The 18,036-nt window shown below is 58.7% G+C and carries 22 protein-coding genes; 14 read left to right on the forward strand and 8 right to left on the reverse strand.

Annotated features, from left to right (window positions below):
* Positions 1 to 32: 32 nt before the first annotated feature.
* The 3 genes from trxA (at position 33) to GKC28_RS03800 (ending at position 1,220) form a co-directional block, all read left to right on the forward strand.
* A complete protein-coding gene (gene trxA, locus GKC28_RS03790) occupies positions 33 to 353 on the forward strand; it encodes a thioredoxin (protein WP_174145200.1) in 321 nt (106 codons plus the stop codon).
* 151 nt (positions 354 to 504) lie between these two features.
* The gene (locus GKC28_RS03795) at positions 505 to 852 is read left to right on the forward strand and encodes a Lin0512 family protein (RefSeq protein WP_174145201.1); all 348 of its coding nucleotides are present in this window, start codon (positions 505 to 507) and stop codon (positions 850 to 852) included.
* Positions 849 to 1,220, forward strand: coding sequence for a Lin0512 family protein (locus tag GKC28_RS03800; RefSeq protein ID WP_174145202.1), 372 nt, complete (start codon positions 849 to 851; stop codon positions 1,218 to 1,220). The genes GKC28_RS03795 and GKC28_RS03800 overlap by 4 nt, the downstream gene beginning before the upstream one ends.
* A gap of 52 nt (positions 1,221 to 1,272) precedes the next feature.
* On the opposite strand, the gene GKC28_RS03805 is transcribed toward GKC28_RS03800, so the two are convergent.
* Positions 1,273 to 1,464 (reverse strand): DUF1127 domain-containing protein, encoded by a 192-nt coding sequence (locus GKC28_RS03805; RefSeq protein ID WP_174145203.1) that lies wholly within the window; start codon positions 1,462 to 1,464, stop codon positions 1,273 to 1,275.
* 220 nt (positions 1,465 to 1,684) lie between these two features.
* Here GKC28_RS03805 and hslV point away from each other — a divergent pair, with 220 nt between their 5' ends.
* From hslV to GKC28_RS03820, 3 genes are all read left to right on the forward strand, one after another.
* Positions 1,685 to 2,242: an ATP-dependent protease subunit HslV gene (gene hslV / locus GKC28_RS03810; protein ID WP_174145204.1), complete on the forward strand. Its 558-nt coding sequence runs from the start codon at positions 1,685 to 1,687 to the stop codon at positions 2,240 to 2,242.
* Between the two features lie 63 nt (positions 2,243 to 2,305).
* Positions 2,306 to 3,616: an ATP-dependent protease ATPase subunit HslU gene (gene hslU / locus GKC28_RS03815; protein WP_174145205.1), complete on the forward strand. Its 1,311-nt coding sequence runs from the start codon at positions 2,306 to 2,308 to the stop codon at positions 3,614 to 3,616.
* 360 nt (positions 3,617 to 3,976) lie between these two features.
* On the forward strand, positions 3,977 to 4,813 hold the full coding sequence (locus GKC28_RS03820; RefSeq protein ID WP_254604141.1) for an alpha/beta hydrolase: 837 nt from the start codon (positions 3,977 to 3,979) through the stop codon (positions 4,811 to 4,813).
* 7 nt (positions 4,814 to 4,820) lie between these two features.
* On the opposite strand, the gene GKC28_RS03825 is transcribed toward GKC28_RS03820, so the two are convergent.
* Genes GKC28_RS03825 through GKC28_RS03835 form a run of 3 tightly spaced genes read right to left on the reverse strand, consistent with a single transcriptional unit; the run spans position 4,821 to position 7,114 of the window.
* A complete protein-coding gene (locus GKC28_RS03825) occupies positions 4,821 to 5,408 on the reverse strand; it encodes a Smr/MutS family protein (protein WP_174145207.1) in 588 nt (195 codons plus the stop codon).
* Positions 5,409 to 6,461, reverse strand: coding sequence for a murein transglycosylase A (locus tag GKC28_RS03830; protein ID WP_174145208.1), 1,053 nt, complete (start codon positions 6,459 to 6,461; stop codon positions 5,409 to 5,411).
* Positions 6,458 to 7,114: a Tim44/TimA family putative adaptor protein gene (locus GKC28_RS03835; RefSeq protein WP_174145209.1), complete on the reverse strand. Its 657-nt coding sequence runs from the start codon at positions 7,112 to 7,114 to the stop codon at positions 6,458 to 6,460. The genes GKC28_RS03830 and GKC28_RS03835 overlap by 4 nt, the downstream gene beginning before the upstream one ends.
* Positions 7,115 to 7,229: 115 nt before the next feature.
* Between GKC28_RS03835 and GKC28_RS03840 the strand changes: the two genes are divergently transcribed.
* The gene (locus GKC28_RS03840) at positions 7,230 to 7,730 is read left to right on the forward strand and encodes an FxsA family protein (RefSeq protein WP_174145210.1); all 501 of its coding nucleotides are present in this window, start codon (positions 7,230 to 7,232) and stop codon (positions 7,728 to 7,730) included.
* 56 nt (positions 7,731 to 7,786) lie between these two features.
* Complete coding sequence (gene secB / locus GKC28_RS03845) at positions 7,787 to 8,275, forward strand: protein-export chaperone SecB (RefSeq protein WP_174145211.1); 489 nt, start codon at positions 7,787 to 7,789, stop codon at positions 8,273 to 8,275.
* A 72-nt stretch (positions 8,276 to 8,347) separates the two neighbouring features.
* Here secB and dnaQ read toward each other — a convergent pair whose 3' ends face one another.
* Genes dnaQ through GKC28_RS03865 form a run of 4 tightly spaced genes read right to left on the reverse strand, consistent with a single transcriptional unit; the run spans position 8,348 to position 11,088 of the window.
* Positions 8,348 to 9,076 (reverse strand): DNA polymerase III subunit epsilon, encoded by a 729-nt coding sequence (gene dnaQ, locus GKC28_RS03850; RefSeq protein ID WP_174145212.1) that lies wholly within the window; start codon positions 9,074 to 9,076, stop codon positions 8,348 to 8,350.
* The gene (coaE, locus tag GKC28_RS03855; RefSeq protein ID WP_174145213.1) at positions 9,069 to 9,662 is read right to left on the reverse strand and encodes a dephospho-CoA kinase; all 594 of its coding nucleotides are present in this window, start codon (positions 9,660 to 9,662) and stop codon (positions 9,069 to 9,071) included. Before coaE ends, dnaQ begins: the two co-directional genes overlap by 8 nt.
* Complete coding sequence (locus GKC28_RS03860) at positions 9,659 to 10,492, reverse strand: shikimate dehydrogenase (RefSeq protein WP_174145214.1); 834 nt, start codon at positions 10,490 to 10,492, stop codon at positions 9,659 to 9,661. The genes coaE and GKC28_RS03860 overlap by 4 nt, the downstream gene beginning before the upstream one ends.
* Positions 10,489 to 11,088: a nucleoside triphosphate pyrophosphatase gene (locus tag GKC28_RS03865; RefSeq protein WP_174145215.1), complete on the reverse strand. Its 600-nt coding sequence runs from the start codon at positions 11,086 to 11,088 to the stop codon at positions 10,489 to 10,491. Before GKC28_RS03865 ends, GKC28_RS03860 begins: the two co-directional genes overlap by 4 nt.
* Before the next feature lie 410 nt (positions 11,089 to 11,498).
* Here GKC28_RS03865 and GKC28_RS03870 point away from each other — a divergent pair, with 410 nt between their 5' ends.
* The 6 genes from GKC28_RS03870 to GKC28_RS03895 all read left to right on the forward strand — a co-directional run bounded on the left by GKC28_RS03870 (position 11,499) and on the right by GKC28_RS03895 (position 18,020).
* Complete coding sequence (locus GKC28_RS03870) at positions 11,499 to 11,954, forward strand: CopD family protein (RefSeq protein ID WP_174145216.1); 456 nt, start codon at positions 11,499 to 11,501, stop codon at positions 11,952 to 11,954.
* 173 nt (positions 11,955 to 12,127) lie between these two features.
* Entirely contained in the window at positions 12,128 to 13,399 is a 1,272-nt protein-coding gene (gene rho / locus GKC28_RS03875) for a transcription termination factor Rho (RefSeq protein WP_174145217.1), read from the forward strand.
* Between the two features lie 30 nt (positions 13,400 to 13,429).
* Positions 13,430 to 14,716 (forward strand): tRNA uridine-5-carboxymethylaminomethyl(34) synthesis GTPase MnmE, encoded by a 1,287-nt coding sequence (gene mnmE, locus GKC28_RS03880; RefSeq protein ID WP_174145218.1) that lies wholly within the window; start codon positions 13,430 to 13,432, stop codon positions 14,714 to 14,716.
* Between the two features lie 13 nt (positions 14,717 to 14,729).
* The gene (gene mnmG, locus GKC28_RS03885) at positions 14,730 to 16,604 is read left to right on the forward strand and encodes a tRNA uridine-5-carboxymethylaminomethyl(34) synthesis enzyme MnmG (protein WP_174145220.1); all 1,875 of its coding nucleotides are present in this window, start codon (positions 14,730 to 14,732) and stop codon (positions 16,602 to 16,604) included.
* Positions 16,601 to 17,218, forward strand: a complete 618-nt coding sequence (gene rsmG, locus GKC28_RS03890) for a 16S rRNA (guanine(527)-N(7))-methyltransferase RsmG (protein WP_174145222.1) — start codon at positions 16,601 to 16,603, stop codon at positions 17,216 to 17,218. The genes mnmG and rsmG overlap by 4 nt, the downstream gene beginning before the upstream one ends.
* A complete protein-coding gene (locus GKC28_RS03895) occupies positions 17,211 to 18,020 on the forward strand; it encodes an AAA family ATPase (protein WP_174145224.1) in 810 nt (269 codons plus the stop codon). Before rsmG ends, GKC28_RS03895 begins: the two co-directional genes overlap by 8 nt.
* Positions 18,021 to 18,036: the final 16 nt, after the last annotated feature.

Here is an 18,036-nt window from a genome sequence, read left to right on the forward strand (position 1 = left end):
TCCAGTTGCCACACACTCATGGAGACATGCATATGTCCACCGTAGCCGTCACCGACGCCACCTTTGACGCCGAAGTCAAGAACTCCGATATCCCCGTTGTGGTGGATTTCTGGGCAGAGTGGTGCGGTCCCTGTAAACAGATCGGCCCGGCTCTGGAAGAGCTGGCCGCGGAATTCGGCGGTAAGGTGAAAATCGCCAAGGTCGACGTCGACAGCAACCCGAACGCCGCCGCCGCCATGGGCGTGCGCGGCATCCCGGCGCTGTTCATCTTCAAGGACGGCCAAGTGATATCTAACCGCGCCGGCGCTGCTCCCAAGGCCGCGCTGCAAAGCTGGATCGAAGAGTCCATCTGAGCCGGATCCAAGATTGATTTCCAAGGGCTGCCCCCGCCGGGGCGGCCCTTTTTTGTTTTGGGCACTGGCTTATTTGCCGGTAGCAAACTGGCTCTTTTCTTTGCACTGGTGCCCTGCAACGGTCCGCTTTGAAACAGTTAATGGAGGCAAAATGGCCAAGACACGGGTACTGGTGGAATTCGGCATGGGCACGTCGCTGAGGCGCGAAGACTATACTGAAGCCGCCCGCCGCGCGATCAAGGACGCGCTGTGGCACAACTCCGTCAGCATGGCGGAGGTGTTTGATTTCCGGAAGGAAGACATGATCATCGACGCCGAGATTGGTGTGCAGGAACCGGAGGCGGTGGACATAGCGGCGCTGCTGGAAATCTTCCCCTACGGTCGGCCCAGTATCCAGGTTGTGGAAGGCGGACTCAACATTGAAAAACCGCTTGGCGGACGCACGGTTATAGCCAATGCAGCCGTGGTTGTATCCTTCGATATGGAGGCGGCGGAATGAGCGAAAAACGCATTATCCTTGAAATGGGCACCGGCAACGACCTCTATAGTCAGGACTATACCAAGGCCGCCCGCCGTGCGGTGCAGGACGCGCTGCATCATTCATCTATCTCCCTGTTCGCCAAGCTTGGTATCGATCACAGCGAAATGCGCGTTAATGTGACCATCGGGGTGCAGCAGCCAGAGGCAGTCGATTGCGATCTGGTAGCGCAGGACTTGCCGCGGGGCAGGGCTAGCGTGCGTGCCGTCAAGGGCGGGCTGGATGTAGATGATGCAGAATCAGGCAGCCGCCATGTGGTGGCCACTGCGGCGGTCGAGGCCTGGCTGCCGGATCAGGCTGGGAAATACAAAATCGCCACCCCTGAATGAAAAAAGCCGCCCGTTTCTGGGCGGCTCATTCCAATATCTTGACCATTGCAGTTCAGATCTTTGCGATGTCAGCACGGCTCAGGCCGATATCGTCCAGCTGTGCGTCGGTCAGCCGGGACAGAGCCTTGCGGGTCTCGCGGGCTTCATACCACGCAACGATGGAGCTTTTCACGCTGGTCATCGCGTCGACCACGCGGAGAACGGTGACTGCTCCGAGCGGCGCATGAATGTTTGCGGTCGTCATTTGCGCATATCCTTCTAAGAAACAGCCGACCCTGTGCCGGTTGTGAGCCCCATGTAGGATGCGCGGCTGAGTCCCGCAATTGCCGGTTCAACAGCCCCGCCTTGCGCTTTCTGCATAGCAGCAAAAGCCCTGCAGCCGGTGCAGCACGCGGGATCCGGCCCTGTCCCTTGTGCCGGCGTGGGGATGGTTCCATATAGGGGGCAACTTAACGGAGGCATTTATGGCAGACGATCAATTCCCCGGCTGGCACGGCACCACCATCATCGGCGTCAAAAAGGGCGGGCAGGTGGTCATCGCCGGCGACGGCCAGGTGTCGCTGGGGCAGACAGTGATCAAGGGCACCGCCCGCAAGGTGCGGCGCCTGTCGCCCGGCGGGTTTGATGTAGTGGCGGGGTTTGCCGGTTCGACCGCGGATGCGTTCACCCTGCTGGAACGGCTGGAAGCCAAGCTGGAGGCCACCCCGGGCCAGCTGGCCCGCGCCAGTGTCGAACTGGCCAAGGACTGGCGCACCGACAAATACCTGCAGAAGCTTGAGGCAATGCTGATCGTCACCGACGGCACCGACATGTTCGTGATCACCGGCGCGGGCGATGTACTGGAGCCTGAACATGACGTGGCTGCCATCGGCTCCGGCGGCAATTTTGCCCTGGCTGCCGCCCGCGGCATGATGGACAGCGATAGATCCGCCGAGACCGTGGCCCGGGATGCCATGGCCATCGCCGCCGATATCTGCGTCTACACCAACGGAAACCTGACCGTCGAAACCATCGGCGGCTGAGAATTTTCCTCAAAATTCTTAGCAAAACTTTTTGTCAAAAGTTTTGCCCCGGAAAGGACTGACATGACCGATCTGACCCCCCGCGAAATCGTCTCGGAACTGGACCGCTTCATCATCGGCCAGAAGGAAGCCAAGCGCGCCGTCGCGGTGGCGCTCCGCAGCCGCTGGCGGCGCAAGCAGCTGGACGACGATCTGCGCGACGAGGTATACCCCAAGAACATCCTGATGATCGGCCCCACCGGCGTCGGCAAGACCGAGATCTCCCGCCGCCTGGCCAAGCTGGCCCGCGCGCCTTTCATCAAGGTGGAAGCCACCAAGTTCACCGAAGTCGGTTATGTCGGCCGGGACGTAGAGCAAATCATCCGCGATCTGGTGGACAGCGCCATTGCCCAGACCCGCGAGTACATGCGCGAGGACGTGAAGGCCAACGCCCATAAGGCGGCGGAGGACCGGGTTGTGGAAGCCATCGCCGGCAGTGATGCCCGCGAAGCCACCCGCGAGATGTTCCGCAAGAAGCTGAAGGCGGGGGAGCTCGACGAAACGGTGATCGAGCTGGACTTGGCCGACACCTCCAACCCGATGGGCATGTTCGACATTCCCGGCCAGCCCGGCGGCGGCAACGTGGGGATGCTGAACCTTGGCGACCTGTTCGGCAAGGCGATGGGCGGCCGCACCACCCGCAAGAAAATGACCGTTGCCGAAAGCTATGAGGTGCTGATCGGCGAAGAGGCCGACAAGCTGCTGGACGACGAAACCGTCACCCGCACCGCTCTGGAAGCCGTCGAACAGAACGGCATCGTGTTCCTGGACGAGATCGACAAGGTCTGCGCCCGCCAGGAAACCCGCGGCGGTGACGTCAGCCGCGAGGGCGTGCAGCGCGACCTGCTGCCACTGATCGAAGGCACCACTGTCAGCACCAAGCACGGGCCGGTCAAGACCGACCATATCCTGTTCATTGCTTCCGGTGCCTTCCACATCGCCAAACCGTCGGATCTGCTTCCGGAACTGCAGGGTCGCCTGCCGATCCGGGTTAACCTGCGGGCGCTGACCGAAAAGGACTTTGTCCGCATCCTCACCGAGACTGACAACGCGCTGACGCGTCAGTACACTGCGCTGATGGGCACCGAGGAAGTCGAAGTGACTTTCACGGAGGACGGTATCGCTGCACTGGCCAAGATTGCGGCCGAGGTGAACCAGACAGTGGAAAACATCGGCGCACGGCGGCTCTATACCGTGATGGAACGTGTCTTCGAAGAGCTCTCGTTCACGGCGCCTGACCGCTCGGGCGAGGCCGTCACGGTGGACGCCGCTTTTGTAAAAAAGAACCTGGGCGAGCTTGGCCGCTCTGCGGATGTCAGCCGTTACGTGCTGTAAACCGCCATCACCAGGCACAGCTACTGGACAATGGCGGCAGGTCGGATAGCCTGCGGCCATTTGAATTTGAGGGCAAGCAACATGCAGGTTCTGCGCGCGGTTTGTGGTTCTGTGCTTATTGGGCTGGCAGGCTGTGCGGACAGGTCCTTTTCGCCCACAGTCCCCGAAGCCTTGATCGTTGGCAAACCAGCAACTGTTTTCGCCGCCACAAACCGGGAACCGTTGCCCGATGGCACATTCGGGTCAGAGAGAACTGACGGTATAAGCCTGCTGGAACTGACAGTTTCAATTCCGCCGGAACATAAACCCGGTTCGCTGAAGTTCGGTTATGGAAACCCGCACCCCTCGACTGAGTTCACGATGGCGGGACGCAGGAAATTCCAGACTGAGGCGGCTTTTTCATCCAGGCTGAGGCAGGAGCTGGCCAAGTTTCCTGTTAACGAGAGGGACGTGACAGTTTTTGTGCACGGCTTCAATTCCACTCAGGCGGAAACCGCGTTCCGAGCCGCCCAGCTGACACATGATCTCAATGTTCCCGGCGCAACTGTCATCTATTCCTGGCCCAGCAAGGGCAAGGCACTTGGCTATGCCTATGACGGCGACAGCGTTCTGTTTGCCCGTGACGGTCTGGAGACGCTGCTGCGCAAATTGCGCACGTCCGGTGCCGGCCGGGTTGTCGTTGTGGCGCATTCCATGGGCGGGCTGCTGACCATGGAGGCACTGCGGCAGATTGAAATCAAGTCGCCCGGATGGACCGCCCGCAACCTGGGCGGCGTGGTGCTGATGTCACCGGATCTGGACGTGGATGTTTTCAAGTCGCAAATGACCCGCTTTGCCGAAGTCCCGCAGCCGTTTGCAATCTTCGTTTCGCAAAAGGACAATATTCTGACCCTGTCGCAGCGGCTGCGAGGATTGGACGGGCGTGCAAGGCTTGGCAATCTAAACAATGCCGAGGAGATCAGTGATCTGCCGGTGGAGGTTATTGATACGACAGCCTTTGCGGATGAAGCGGAATCACAGCATTTTGTTGCCGCCACCTCACCGGCGCTGCTGGCGCTGCTGAACGGTGCGCGGGAAACAGCGCAGACCTTTGAGCGCGATCAGGACCGTCTGCGAAGGATCTTGCCTGGCCAGATCGTTATCCGGGATAACGCAATTGAAATCGCACTGGAAGGCCCGCCGTCGGACAATAGGTGATGCACCCTTAACGGGTGCGCCTGAGATAGACGTAGTAGGCTCCGTCACCGCCATGGCTAATGTGGGCCGGCGTGACCTGCAAGACCGCCTGTGACAAGGGCGGCAGGGCAAGCCATTGCGGCACCTTGTGACGCAGCACTCCGCGCGGCACGGGCATCGGACCCGGTTCGTCCCTGTCCTTTCCCTTGCCGGTTACCACCAGAACCAGCCGCTTGCCCGACGCCTGAGCCGACAGAATGAAACGCGTCAGCGCAGGATGCGCGGTGTCGATCCGCATGCCATGCAGGTCCAGCTTGCCTTCCGGCCGGATCTTGCCGCGCTTCATTCGGCGAAATGCCTTCTCGTCCATCTGCCGCGGATCACTGGCCAGGCTGCGGGCAATCGATGGTTTCAGGTCGTGTTTCACCGGCTTTGGCTTGGCATGGCTGCCAACCTTGAACGGCGCCAGGCGCGGCTCGGGCTGCTTGACCGGTTTTGGCTTCGGCATAGGCGGAGCAGGCGGCGAGGAATGCGCACCTGGATGCAACCGCTCTGTGTGCTTCACGACCTTTTGCCAGAGGTCGATCTCATCTCCTGTCAGTTTGCGCCGTGTCATTCAAAGATCTTCCGGCAGCATCGCGTAGGCCCGCTGGATTGGCAGCAACACCACCATCCGGCCCGGGTCTTTCATGGTTCCGGCGGTTTCACCCGCGGCATCACCTGTTCCAACAAAGATGTCAGCCCGCTGTGCGCCCTTGATGGCAGAGCCTGTGTCCTGCGCAACCATCAGTCGGCGAAGCGGCATGTGGCCGTCCTTTTCAATCCATACCGGTGCACCCAGCGGCGTGTAGGCAGGATCGGCGGCAATGGTGCGCATTGGTGTGACCGAACGATTCATCGCCCCAAGCGGCCCCTTGGAGGCCGCCACTTTTCGCACCTCGCGGAAGAACACATAGGACGGGTTGTGAAACAGCAGTTCCTTGCCGTCTGCTGGGTTGCGCCGCACCCAGGACTTGATCACCTGTGCGCTGACTTGATGGGCATTGTAGACACCACGTCGCACAAGTTCCTTGCCTATGGATTTGTAGGGATGGCCATTGGCCCCGCCATAGCCGACACGGATAGTAGAGCCGTCCGGCAGCCGGATGCGGCCGGATCCCTGGATCTGCAAAAAGAAAAGCTCCACCGGGTCATCAACCCAAGCGATCTCCAGACCGCGGCCCTCCATCACTTCGCTCGTAAGAATGTCCCTCCGCGGTAGCCAAAGGCCATCGCCCCGTGCCTCAGGCGGCATTTTATAAAGCGGATAGCGGAAACGGCCGGTGGGATAGCGTGAACCGTTAAGTTCCGGTTCAAAATAACCGGTGAATAGGGCGGGATTGCCGTCCTCAATCAGCACCGGACGGAAAAACAGCTCGAAAAACGCGCGCGCGCCATCAGGCGACTGAGAGCGAGCGGCGTTGCACAGAGCAGCCCAATCCGGATCCTTTAGATCCTGGCAGGTTCCCAGAAAAACCTCCAGCGCGGCTGCGTGATCATCATCCGCCCAGCCATCCAGCTGGGCAAACTCCAGAACGCTCGACACGGTTTCGGATTGCGCCCCGGAGGCGGTCATCGCGGCACCTGCAATTGCAGCTGCCCCAAGTGCCCCCCGAAGCGCCGCAATCATGCGTCCGTCGCAACAAGCTGCCAATTGGGATCGTCGCTGCCCATGGTGCGGGCAAAGACCCAAGTGTCTTTCTGGCGCTTAACAGCCTTGGGGTCACCTTCCACAATGTCACCGCCGCGGTCACGCACGACCGAGGTCAGCTCCCCAACGAAGCGCATGGCAATCTCGGCACGGCCCGACTGCGCATCAAATTGCGCGTCAGCCAGAGTGGTCTCGCGGACACCGATGAACTCGGCCTCGATCTTGTAGCCCTGGTCCTCGCGATGCGCGACGGCTTCCACGAAGCTGTCGAACACGTCCTCTGCCAGGAACGGCTGAATTTCGTCCAGGTTTCCATGCTCGAACCCCATAAGGATCATCTCATAGGCGCCGCGGGCGCCTTGGACGAACTCCTGCACCTGGAACGAAGGCTCGACCCGTTTCATCGCAGCCAGGGCCTGAGCCTGCGGACTGTCTTCTCCCACGTAATCAGTGATGTCGCGGTCCGGTCCGCCTTCGATCACTTCCAGATCCGGGCGGCGGCTCTTGGCTTCGGACTTCGGCAGCGGCGGCTTTTCGAAACCTTCGCGTGTTCCCAGAACGCTTTTCAAGCGCAGGATCAGAAACACGGCAATACCGGCCAGAACCAAAAGCTGAATCACAGGCGACTCCATGGATACCTCATGCTAGGCGTTCGTGCTTTGTTTGAAACCAAAGCGGTCACGTCTTATGTAGGTGACGGGCGGGGGCAAGTCTACCGCCCGGACGTATGATCGCAAGGAAACCCTTATGTATCTCTTCCTGGCCTTTCTGATGGTTCCCATCATTGAAATTGCTTTGTTTATTCAAGTCGGCGGCGCCATCGGCCTGTGGCCGACCCTGGCCATCGTGGTCCTGACCGCGGTGCTGGGCACCTGGCTGGTGAGAACCCAGGGGCGCATGGCCATGGGGCAGCTGCGCTCATCCTTCCAGCAATTGTCCGATCCGGCGGAACCTTTGGCCCACGGCGCGATGATCCTCTTTGCGGGCGCGCTGCTGCTGACCCCCGGTTTCTTCACCGATGCGGCCGGCTTTGCCCTTCTGATGCCCCCTGTGCGGCTGGCGGTTTACCGCTATCTGCGCTCCCGTATCACCGTAGCGCAATTCCAGATGGGGCCAGGCAGCATTCAGGGCCGCCATTATCCCGGCGGCGCCGACAAGCCGGATGACATCATCGATGGTGATTACGAAGATGTGACGCCGGGGAAGCAGCCTGGTGGCCCTTCGGGCTGGGTTGACGGCCCCCGTTGAGCTGGCCGGACCAAGCTGCTAAGCACGGTCCAAAGCATATTTTCAGGAGTATCCCGATGGCCGAAAACGGCGAAGCCCAGCAGCAGCCGCAAGTCCAGATGAACATTTTGGCCCAGTTCATCCGCGACATGTCGTTCGAGAACGTTATGGCGCAGAAAGGCACCGGCGGCGAGGTTCAGCCAGACGTCAGCGTACAGGTGAACCTGGATGCGAAAAAGCGCTCGGCTGAGAACCAGTATGAGGTGGTCACCAAGCTGACCGTCGAATCCAAGAACAAGGAAAGCGGCAACGTCCTGTTCGTGCTGGAGCTGGAATATGTCGGCGTCTTCAACATCGTCGGCGTGCCGGAAGACCAGCTGCACCCGTTCCTGCTGATCGAATGCCCGCGCATGACCTTCCCGTTCCTGCGCCGGATCGTGTCGGATGTGACCCGTGACGGCGGCTTCCCGCCGCTGAATCTGGACAACATCGACTTTGTGGCAATCTACCGGAACGAACTGGCCCGCCGCCAGTCCGAAGCGGCAGCTGCTGCGCCCACGCAGTGAATTTTTCAGATATCTAAACTGGAAACGCCGCTGACACTCAGCGGCGTTTTTCGTTTTCCGGCTTCTTCGACATCAGGAAGCCTTCCACAAGGCATTATCCCCCATCTTTTCGATGAAGGCCTCATGCGCTGCCATTTCCTCAGCCGTCACTCGCGGCGGCAGCGGAGTCTGCCGCGGGGCAGGGCGCCAATCATCCTCCACCTGCTCATTGCCGGACGAGGCCTTTTGCGTTGACAAGCCAAAATCCGGCTGCCGCCCGCCAATCAGCTCAAGATACACATCTGCCAGGATTTCGGAGTCGAGCAGCGCCCCGTGCAGGGTCCGGTTGGAGTTGTCGATGCTGAAACGGCGGCACAACGCATCCAGCGTCGCCGGCGAGCCCGGAAACCGCTGGCGGGCCATCGCCAGTGTATCGATCGCTTGATCCATCGGCAGCTTTGGCAGCCCCATCCAGTCCAGTTCCGCGTTCAGGAACTTCATGTCGAAGCTGGCATTGTGAATGACCAGCTTGGAGTCCTGCACAAAGTCCAGGAACTTCTGGCCAACCTTGGCAAATACCGGCTTGTCCCGCAGCGTTACTGCACCTGGTTCCGGTTTCTGCGGCGGTTCCAGCAGGTCCGGGCCGATACCATGGACCGAGAACGCCTCTGCCGGCATCGATCGTTCCGGGTTGATATAAACGTGGAACGTTTCCCCGGTCGGCATGTGGTTATAGAGCTCCACCGCACCGATCTCGACGATCCGGTCGCCGGAGAACGGGTCAAACCCGGTGGTTTCGGTATCAAGAACGATTTCACGCATGGCTCAGTTTGCTCCTGATATCTGCGAGGATCTCTGCCACCTGCACCTCGGCATGTTCGAGCGTGTCAGTCTCGATCACATAGCTGGCACGGGCCATCTTCTCCTCAATCGGCATTTGTTTCTGCAAGATATGCCGGAATTGCTCAACCGTCATCGTGCCGCGGGCAAGAACCCGCTCTTGCTGAGTGGCGGCATCCACGGTCACACAGGCCACCGCGTCCATCTCCGCGTCTCCGCCGGTTTCAAACAGCAGGGGGATGTCGAAAACCAAAATATCGCTCTGCGCAGCAGTCCGGAATGCCGCACGGTCCTGCGCGACAAGTGGATGCACGATGGCTTCGATGCGCTTCAAGGCTTCGGGATTCTTACCGATGATCTCCTTCAACGCAGCCCGGCTGACTTCTCCGTTCTCTATTGCTCCAGGAAAGGCGGCCTCCATGGGCAGGACGGCGGAGCCGCCCTTTCTATAGAGCCGGTGAACCGCCGCATCCGCATCCCAAACTGCGCAGCCCCGGGCTGCGAACAATTGGGCCGTGGTGCTTTTGCCCATACCAATTGAGCCGGTGAGGCCGAGGCAGAAACTCATCCGAGCACCGCCGCACGGGTGGCAGCATCAACTTCAGGCCGGTGACCAAACCAGCGCTCGAAACCAGGTACCGCCTGATGCAGCAGCATGCCCAGGCCATCAACCACGGTGCAGCCCGCCTCCTCAGCCGTTTGCAACAGATCGGTTTTCAACGGCGCATAGATAAGATCGGTGACAACAGCGTTCGGCTGCAACCCGTCCAGCGGCACCCGCAGGCGCGGCTTGCCCACCATGCCAAGCGAGGTCGTGTTCACGATCAGCGCACCGTCCTCAATGGTATTGCCGGCCTGGACCCATTCCACCACTTTAATGCGGCTGCCAAAATCCTTCTGCAACTGGTCCGCCCGCTCGCGGGTGCGGTTGGTCAGCAGAATCTCTGGCACGCCCACCTCCATCAAGGAAGCCACCACCGCTCGGCAGGCCCCGCCAGCACCCAGAACAACGGCAGGCCCGGACTGCGGATCCCAGTCCGGCGCGCCCTGGTGTAAGTTTGTGATGAAGCCGTAGCCGTCGGTGTTGTCGGCCAGGATGGTGCCGTCATCGCGGAAGATCAGCGTGTTTGCGGCACCGATCAACCTAGCCCGGTCCGTCACCTTGTCGGCAATCTCCATCACCGCCTCCTTATGCGGGATGGTCACATTGGCGCCGACGAACCCCATTTTCGGCATCACCCGGATGGTCTCCGCCAGGTCCTCGGGCTCCACATGCATCGGAACATAATGCCCGGCGATGCCATGCGTTTTCAGCCAGTGACGGTGAAGCTGGGGGGATTTGGAATGCGCAACCGGACAGCCGATCACGCCGGCGAGCGGGATTTTTGCTTCTGTCATTGCTCGATTACCCCTTGCAAACCCAGGTAACTGATAAGCTCCATCAGCGGCAATCCCAAGACATTAAAGTAGCTGCCCTCGATGGAGGCGAACAGCCGCACGCCTTCCTCCTCCAGCTTGTACGCCCCCACTGCATGGCGGATGCTGTCCCAATTGCGGCTGACATAGTGTTCCAGATAGGCGTCAGAGCATTTGCGCATCACCAGCCGGACCTGCCCGACATGTCGCCAGATCGGCTCACCGTCACGATAGATCACAGCTGCCGACAACAGCATATGCCGCTTGCCCTGCATCTCCTTCAACTGGGCCAGCGCAACATCTTCACTTGCCGGCTTGGAAAGAATTTGCCCTTCAAACTCAAGAACCTGATCGCAGCCAAGCACCAGCTGTCCCGAATGTTTGCTGCTGATCTTGCGCGCCTTGGCCTCTGCCAGCGCGTCGGCGATGTCCCGCGGCGGCGCTTGCTCTGCCAGCAGCGCGGCCTTGATCGCCTGCTCATCCAGACGCGGCACATCCGTTTCGAATTTGATCCCGGCCTGGCGCAGCAGATGCGCCCGGATTTCGGAACCAGAAGCCAGCACAATGTGGGCAGTCATGTGGAAAACCCCGTGGGAAAGACGCAGACGGTTTCAGGACGTTTTGTATGGTTTTCCGCGCTCAAGTAAAGACTCCAGGGGTTGACGCAAATCTCGGGATTCAGCCCGCTGAGTCGTCCTTTGTGAGTCAGGATAACTTTGAATCCGTGGATATGCCGGCTCCCCCCGGTTCATCCCGCTGTTATCCCCAAGGTCAGAAATATAAACGGGTCCTTAACAAGCCATATTTAATAGGCGTTAAGGGATTTTCCACGACTCCAGTCCCATGCACGCTGGAATCTTATCCCTGCTGGGGATAAGCGGAGGAAGATTCACTTATCCACTGGAATCCACGCACACTACAAAAACATCATCCTTCTAATATTTCTTTTATTATTAGGGTGGTCCGATCTGACCGGGGAGAACAGCCCATGGACTCGAGCGACCTGATGTACACGCTCTACCCATATGCCAAGTCACTGCACATCATGGCCGTGCTCAGCTGGATGGCGGGCCTCTTCTATCTCCCACGTTTGTTCGTGTATCATGTGGAGCAAGCAGAGAAGGTTCAGGAAGCAGTGCCGATCTTCCTGACCATGGAAGAAAAGCTTCTCCGTATCATCATGCGCCCAGCCATGTACGTTTCCTGGGCGGCAGGACTGTTCATTGTGCTGACACCCGGCATTGTCGACTGGAGCTACGTCTGGCCCTGGACCAAAGGCGCATCGGTGATCGGTATGACTTGGTTCCATCACTGGCTGCTGTTTCGCTACCGGGATTTCAAAGAAGGCCGGAATGTACTGACAGGACGGCAGTTCAGGATGATGAATGAGGTGCCAACTGTGCTCATGGTGGTGATTGTGGTCTCGGTAATCTTCAAATTCTAACACAGCGGCGCTGGAATAAGGTTTACAGTGGCGGAACGCTTGCAGCCGGCGTTTGACTCATCTGAAACGAGTCCCTATGTATGGCTCTCAGCGGGCCCGTCCGGGCAGCCGTGTTTTCCAAACCTGTCGTGTGACCGACCCCCGGGTAAGCGGGGAGTAGAGGCCGTATCTATATGACCGTTCAATCCCTGAATCTGTCCGATCTCAAGGCGAAGAGCCCCAAAGCGCTGCTGGCGATGGCCGAGGAGCTGGAGATCGAAAACGCCTCGACCATGCGCAAGGGCGAGATGATGTTCCAGATCCTGCGGGAACGCGCAGATGAAGGCTGGGACATCGGTGGTGATGGTGTGCTGGAGGTGCTGCAAGACGGATTCGGTTTTCTGCGGTCACCAGAAGCGAACTACCTCCCGGGCCCGGATGATATCTATGTCTCCCCCGACATGATCCGTCAGTATTCTCTGCGCACTGGTGATACCGTTGAAGGCCAGATCAAGGCGCCGCTGGAGACTGAGCGCTATTTTGCTCTGACCAATGTCACCAAGATCAATTTCGAGGAGCCGGAAAAGGCCCGTCACAAGATCGCCTTTGACAACCTGACACCGCTCTATCCGGATGAGCGCCTGAAGATGGAAATCGAAGATCCCACCATCAAGGACCGTTCCGCCCGTGTGATCGACCTGGTGGCCCCCATCGGCAAGGGCCAGCGCTCGCTGATCGTGGCGCCGCCGCGAACCGGTAAAACGGTGATCCTGCAGAACATCGCGCATTCGATCGAGAAGAACCATCCTGAGTGCTACCTGATCGTTCTGCTGATTGACGAACGCCCGGAAGAGGTGACCGACATGCAGCGCTCGGTGAAGGGCGAGGTCGTGTCCTCCACCTTCGACGAGCCGGCGACCCGTCACGTTGCAGTGTCCGAAATGGTCATCGAAAAAGCCAAGCGCCTGGTGGAACACAAACGAGATGTTGTGATCCTTCTTGATTCTATCACAAGACTTGGTAGGGCGTTCAATACCGTGGTTCCGTCATCGGGCAAGGTCCTGACTGGCGGCGTCGACGCAAACGCCTTGCAGCGGCCGAAACGCTTCTTTGGTGCGGCCCGGAACATCGAAGAAGGCGGCTCGCTGACCATCATCGCCACCGCGCTGATCGACACCGGAAGTCGGATGGACGAGGTGATCTTTGAAGAATTCAAAGGCACCGGTAACTCGGAAATCGTGCTGGACCGCAAGATCGCCGACAAGCGCGTGTTCCCGGCTATCGACATCCTCAAATCCGGTACCCGGAAAGAAGACCTACTGGTCGACAAGGGCGATCTGGCCAAGACCTTCGTGCTGCGCCGGATCCTGAACCCGATGGGCACCACCGACGCGATCGAGTTCCTGCTGTCCAAGCTGAAGCAGACCAAGTCGAACTCCGAGTTCTTCGACTCGATGAACACCTGATCCGGGCCGGCAGAAGAGAAAGGCCACCCCATGGACACGATCTTTGCGCTGGCCTCCGCCCAAGGGAAGGCCGGGGTCGCGGTGATCCGCGTCTCCGGTCCGCTTGCGCTTGACGCCGGCGTGGCGCTGTGCGGCGGTCAACTGCCGGCGCGGGGTTCCAGTCTGCGGGTTCTGAAAGACGAATCAGGTGAGCGTCTTGATGAAGCCCTGGTTCTGAGTTTTACTGCTCCAAGCAGTTTCACCGGTGAAAATACCGTTGAATTTCAAACACATGGAAGCACGGCAGTTGTTTCAGCGGTTCTTGATTCGCTGGGGCGAATCGACGGTCTGAGAATGGCTGAACCGGGTGAATTCACCCGCCGTGCATTGGAAAACGGTAACTTGGACCTGGCCCAGGTTGAGGGCCTTGCCGATCTGATTGATGCGGAAACCGAGGCACAGCGCAAGCAAGCTCAAGTCATCCTCGCCGGCGGCTTGGGGCAGCTGGCTGAAGCCTGGCGGGCAAATCTGATCCGGGCAGCGTCCTTGATCGAAGTAACCATAGACTTCGCTGATGAGGAAGTACCGGTTGACGTAACACCTGAGGTCACAGCGCTTTTGGCAGAAGTCCAAGCCGGCCTCGAAAGGGAGACCGCCGGCGTCAAAATAGCCGAACGGATACGCAGCGGGTTCGAAGTAGCCATTGTCGGAGCTCCTAATGTTGGAAAATCCACTCTATTGAATGCGCTGGCCGGCCGGCAGGCCGCGATCACATCGGAATACGCCGGCACCACCCGCGACATTATCGAAGTGCGCATGGATTTGGCCGGCTTGCCTGTTACATTGCTGGATACGGCCGGCTTGCGGGACACTGAAGATCATGTTGAGGGGATCGGAATTGCCCTTGCGCGAAAGCGGGCTGAAGACGCTGACTTGCGCGTGTTTCTCGCGGAAGACCATGAAGTCCTGGACGTGGAAATGCGCACGGGCGACATCCGGCTGCGTCCAAAGGCGGATCTGCGTTCCGACCAGGTGAATTCAGTCTCGGGCCGGTCAGGGCAGGGGGTCGACCAATTGGTTAACCATGTTTCCTCAGTTCTCAAGACGCGCTCCGCGCAGGCGGGTATTGCCACGCGCGCCCGTCACCGGGATGCGATGCTGTCTGCTTTGCTCAGTCTGACGGAGGCACAGGACATCCTGCAGCGCGGACCGGAGTTTTATGATATAGCGGCCGAAGAAATGCGATCGGCGATCCGAGCCCTGGAAATGCTGGTTGGCCGGATCGGGGTTGAAAATCTCCTGGATGAGATTTTCTCTAGTTTCTGTCTGGGAAAATAAAGGAGTGTTTCACGTGAAACATTCATCTTATGACGTGATTGTGGTCGGCGGCGGTCACGCCGGTACAGAAGCCGCCCATGCATCAGCAAGAATGGGAGCCGCGACTGCGCTGGTGACCCTGGAACGCAGTGGCATTGGTGTAATGTCCTGCAACCCGGCAATCGGCGGATTGGGCAAAGGCCATTTAGTCCGGGAGATTGATGCGATGGATGGCGTCATGGGCCGGGTTGCTGACCTCGCGGGTATTCAGTTCCGATTGCTGAACCGCCGGAAGGGGCCCGCTGTGCAGGGACCGCGCGCGCAGTCAGACAGAGCTATTTATCGGCAAGAGATGCTTCGCTTGACGGAAAGTCGGCCGAACTTGGATATTGTTGAAGGAGAAGTAACGGATTTCCTTATGAGCGGGGGCACTGTTGCCGGCGTGACATTGGCAGACGGAAGCGAAATTGCGGCCAAATCAGTTGTTCTGACTTCGGGAACCTTTTTGCGCGGTGTCATTCACATTGGTGATGTTTCAAGGCCCGGCGGCCGGATGGGGGACAAGCCTTCTGTTAAACTGGCCGAGCGTCTTGACAGCTTTGAGCTTCCGCTTGGCCGGCTGAAGACCGGCACGCCACCCCGGCTTGACGGGCGCACCATCAACTGGGATGCCCTTGACGCACAGCCGGGTGACGATGATCCTGTCTTCTTTTCGTTCATGACTAAGTCTCTGAGTGCAAGGCAGGTGTCATGCGGCATTACGCATACCAATGCCAAAACCCATGAGATTATCCGGCAGAACCTGGAACGCTCCGCGATGTATGGCGGTCATATCGAAGGCGTGGGGCCTCGGTACTGCCCGTCCATCGAAGATAAGATCGTTCGGTTTGCGGAAAAGGACTCCCACCAGATTTTCCTTGAGCCAGAAGGTGTGTCCGACCACACGGTATACCCCAATGGCATCTCCACCAGCCTGCCAGTGGATGTTCAGGAGGATTATGTCCGTTCGATCCTTGGCCTGGAGAAAGCCGACATACTGCAACCGGGCTACGCGATTGAGTACGACTATGTGGATCCGCGCGCGCTCCAGTTGGATCTGTCTCTGAAGGATGTTCCGGGACTGTATCTTGCAGGGCAAATAAACGGCACAACCGGCTATGAAGAAGCGGCCGCGCAAGGACTCGTCGCCGGCTTGAACGCGGCGCGTCGGGCCAGGGACGCCGGACCGGTGACCTTCAGCCGATCAAACAGCTACATCGGTGTTATGATCGATGATCTGACGACCAACGGTGTCACGGAACCTTACCGGATGTTCACGTCAAGAGCGGAATTCAGACTTTCCTTGCGGGCCGACAATGCAGATCAGCGACTGACACCGATTGCGATTGATCTGGGCTGCGCCGGCGAGGAACGCCGGGCGGCGTTTTTGCAGAAAAGCGAACAGCTGACTTCAGCCCGGCAGACGCTGGAAGCTCAAACTTTCACTCCGAAACAGGTCGCAGAAGCAGGGATCCGCGTCAATCAGGATGGTAACAGGCGGACCGGCCTGGATGTTCTGGCATTTCCGGATGTCGACTTTGAGGATGTGATTGAGCTAATGCCAGAGTTGGATAGCGTGACTCCGGAAATTCGTCGCCAAATGGAGCGCGATGCCTTGTATGCAAATTACATTGCGCGGCAGGAGCGGGAAATTTCCGTGATGAAGCGTGATGAAGGCCATTTGATCCCTAAGGGTTTTGTTTATGGCGAAATTGACGGTCTTTCCAAGGAGCTTCAGCAAAAGCTTTCGAGGGCTTGTCCGGAAACCCTGGCGCAAGCGGCTCGGATCGACGGCATGACGCCGGCAGCGCTTGCGCTGATCCTGGCCCGTCTCCGCAAGGAAAGGACCAGGCAGGAGAAGACTGCATGAGTGGCAAGGCCCTCCTCGATCGGCTCAATGTTTCACGTGAAACAATTCAACGGCTCGAGATCTTTGATAGCGTTATTCGAAAATGGAACCCGAAGATCAACCTGGTGTCCCGGTCCAGCCTTGACCAGCTATGGACTCGCCACATAGCGGATTCCGTACAGGTCTTCCGCTGTGTCGACACGCCGGGGCACTGGGTGGATATCGGAAGCGGCGGGGGATTTCCTGGACTTGTGATCGCGCTACTTGCCGCCGATGAGGCGCCTGAAATGCGGGTAACGCTGATCGAGAGTGATCAGCGTAAATCGGCCTTTCTTCGCACCGCAGCCAGGGAGTGCGGTGCATCAATTACGGTGTTGAGCGAGCGGATTGAAAAGGCTCCATCGCAGCTGGCGGATGTGTTGTCCGCACGGGCACTTGCAGGTTTGGATGATCTTCTCGGTTTTGCAGAGCGCCATCTTGCTGCCGATGGCATTGCTGTTTTCCCGAAAGGGGAGAACTGGAAAAAAGAAGTGGATAACGCGCGGCAGCGATGGCGGTTTGAAGCTGAAACGGCTAAAAGTTTGACTGAGCCAGAAGCAGTAATCCTGAAAATCAGGGGAGTTGAACGTGTCTGATTATTCCCGCCCGGAGGGGCCTCGTATCATCGCGGTCGCAAATCAGAAAGGCGGGGTAGGGAAGACAACAACAGCCATCAACCTTGCCGCGGCACTGGTCGAGTGCGGGTTGCGGGTGCTGGTTGTTGACTTGGATCCGCAGGGCAATGCCTCAACTGGCTTGGGAATTGAACCGTCCGACCGGGATCTTACGACCTACGACCTGCTGGTGGAGGATGCATCTCTGGCAGATGTTATCCGGCAAACGGATATTGAAGATCTTTGCATAATTCCGGCAACTGTTGACCTGAGTTCAGCCGACATCGAGTTGTTCACCAATGAAAAGCGCAGCTTTCTCTTGCATGATGCTCTACGGCAAACTGCAATGGATGAATATGACTGGGACTATGTTCTGATTGATTGTCCGCCGTCCCTGAACCTGCTGACAGTCAATGCAATGGTTGCAGCGCATTCCGTCTTGGTTCCCTTGCAAAGTGAGTTTTTTGCGCTGGAAGGGGTGACACAGCTAATGCTGACAATTCGCGAAGTGCGGCAGTCAGCGAACCCGGATCTGCGGATCGAGGGAATCGTTCTGACCATGTTCGACCGGCGCAATAACCTTTCTCAACAGGTTGAGCAGGACGCTAGGGACAACCTAGGTGATCTTGTCTTCCAAACCAAGATTCCGAGAAATGTGCGTGTCAGTGAGGCACCTTCCTACGCGCAGCCGGTCTTGAACTACGACACAAACTCCCTGGGCGCACAGGCATACCGCGCTTTGGCGGAAGAAATCCTGAATAAACATCACAAAATAGCGGCGTAAATGCAGAACACTGACC

Origin of the sequence: Leisingera sp. ANG59 (assembly GCF_013317235.1) — a bacterium.
GTDB lineage: Bacteria > Pseudomonadota > Alphaproteobacteria > Rhodobacterales > Rhodobacteraceae > Leisingera.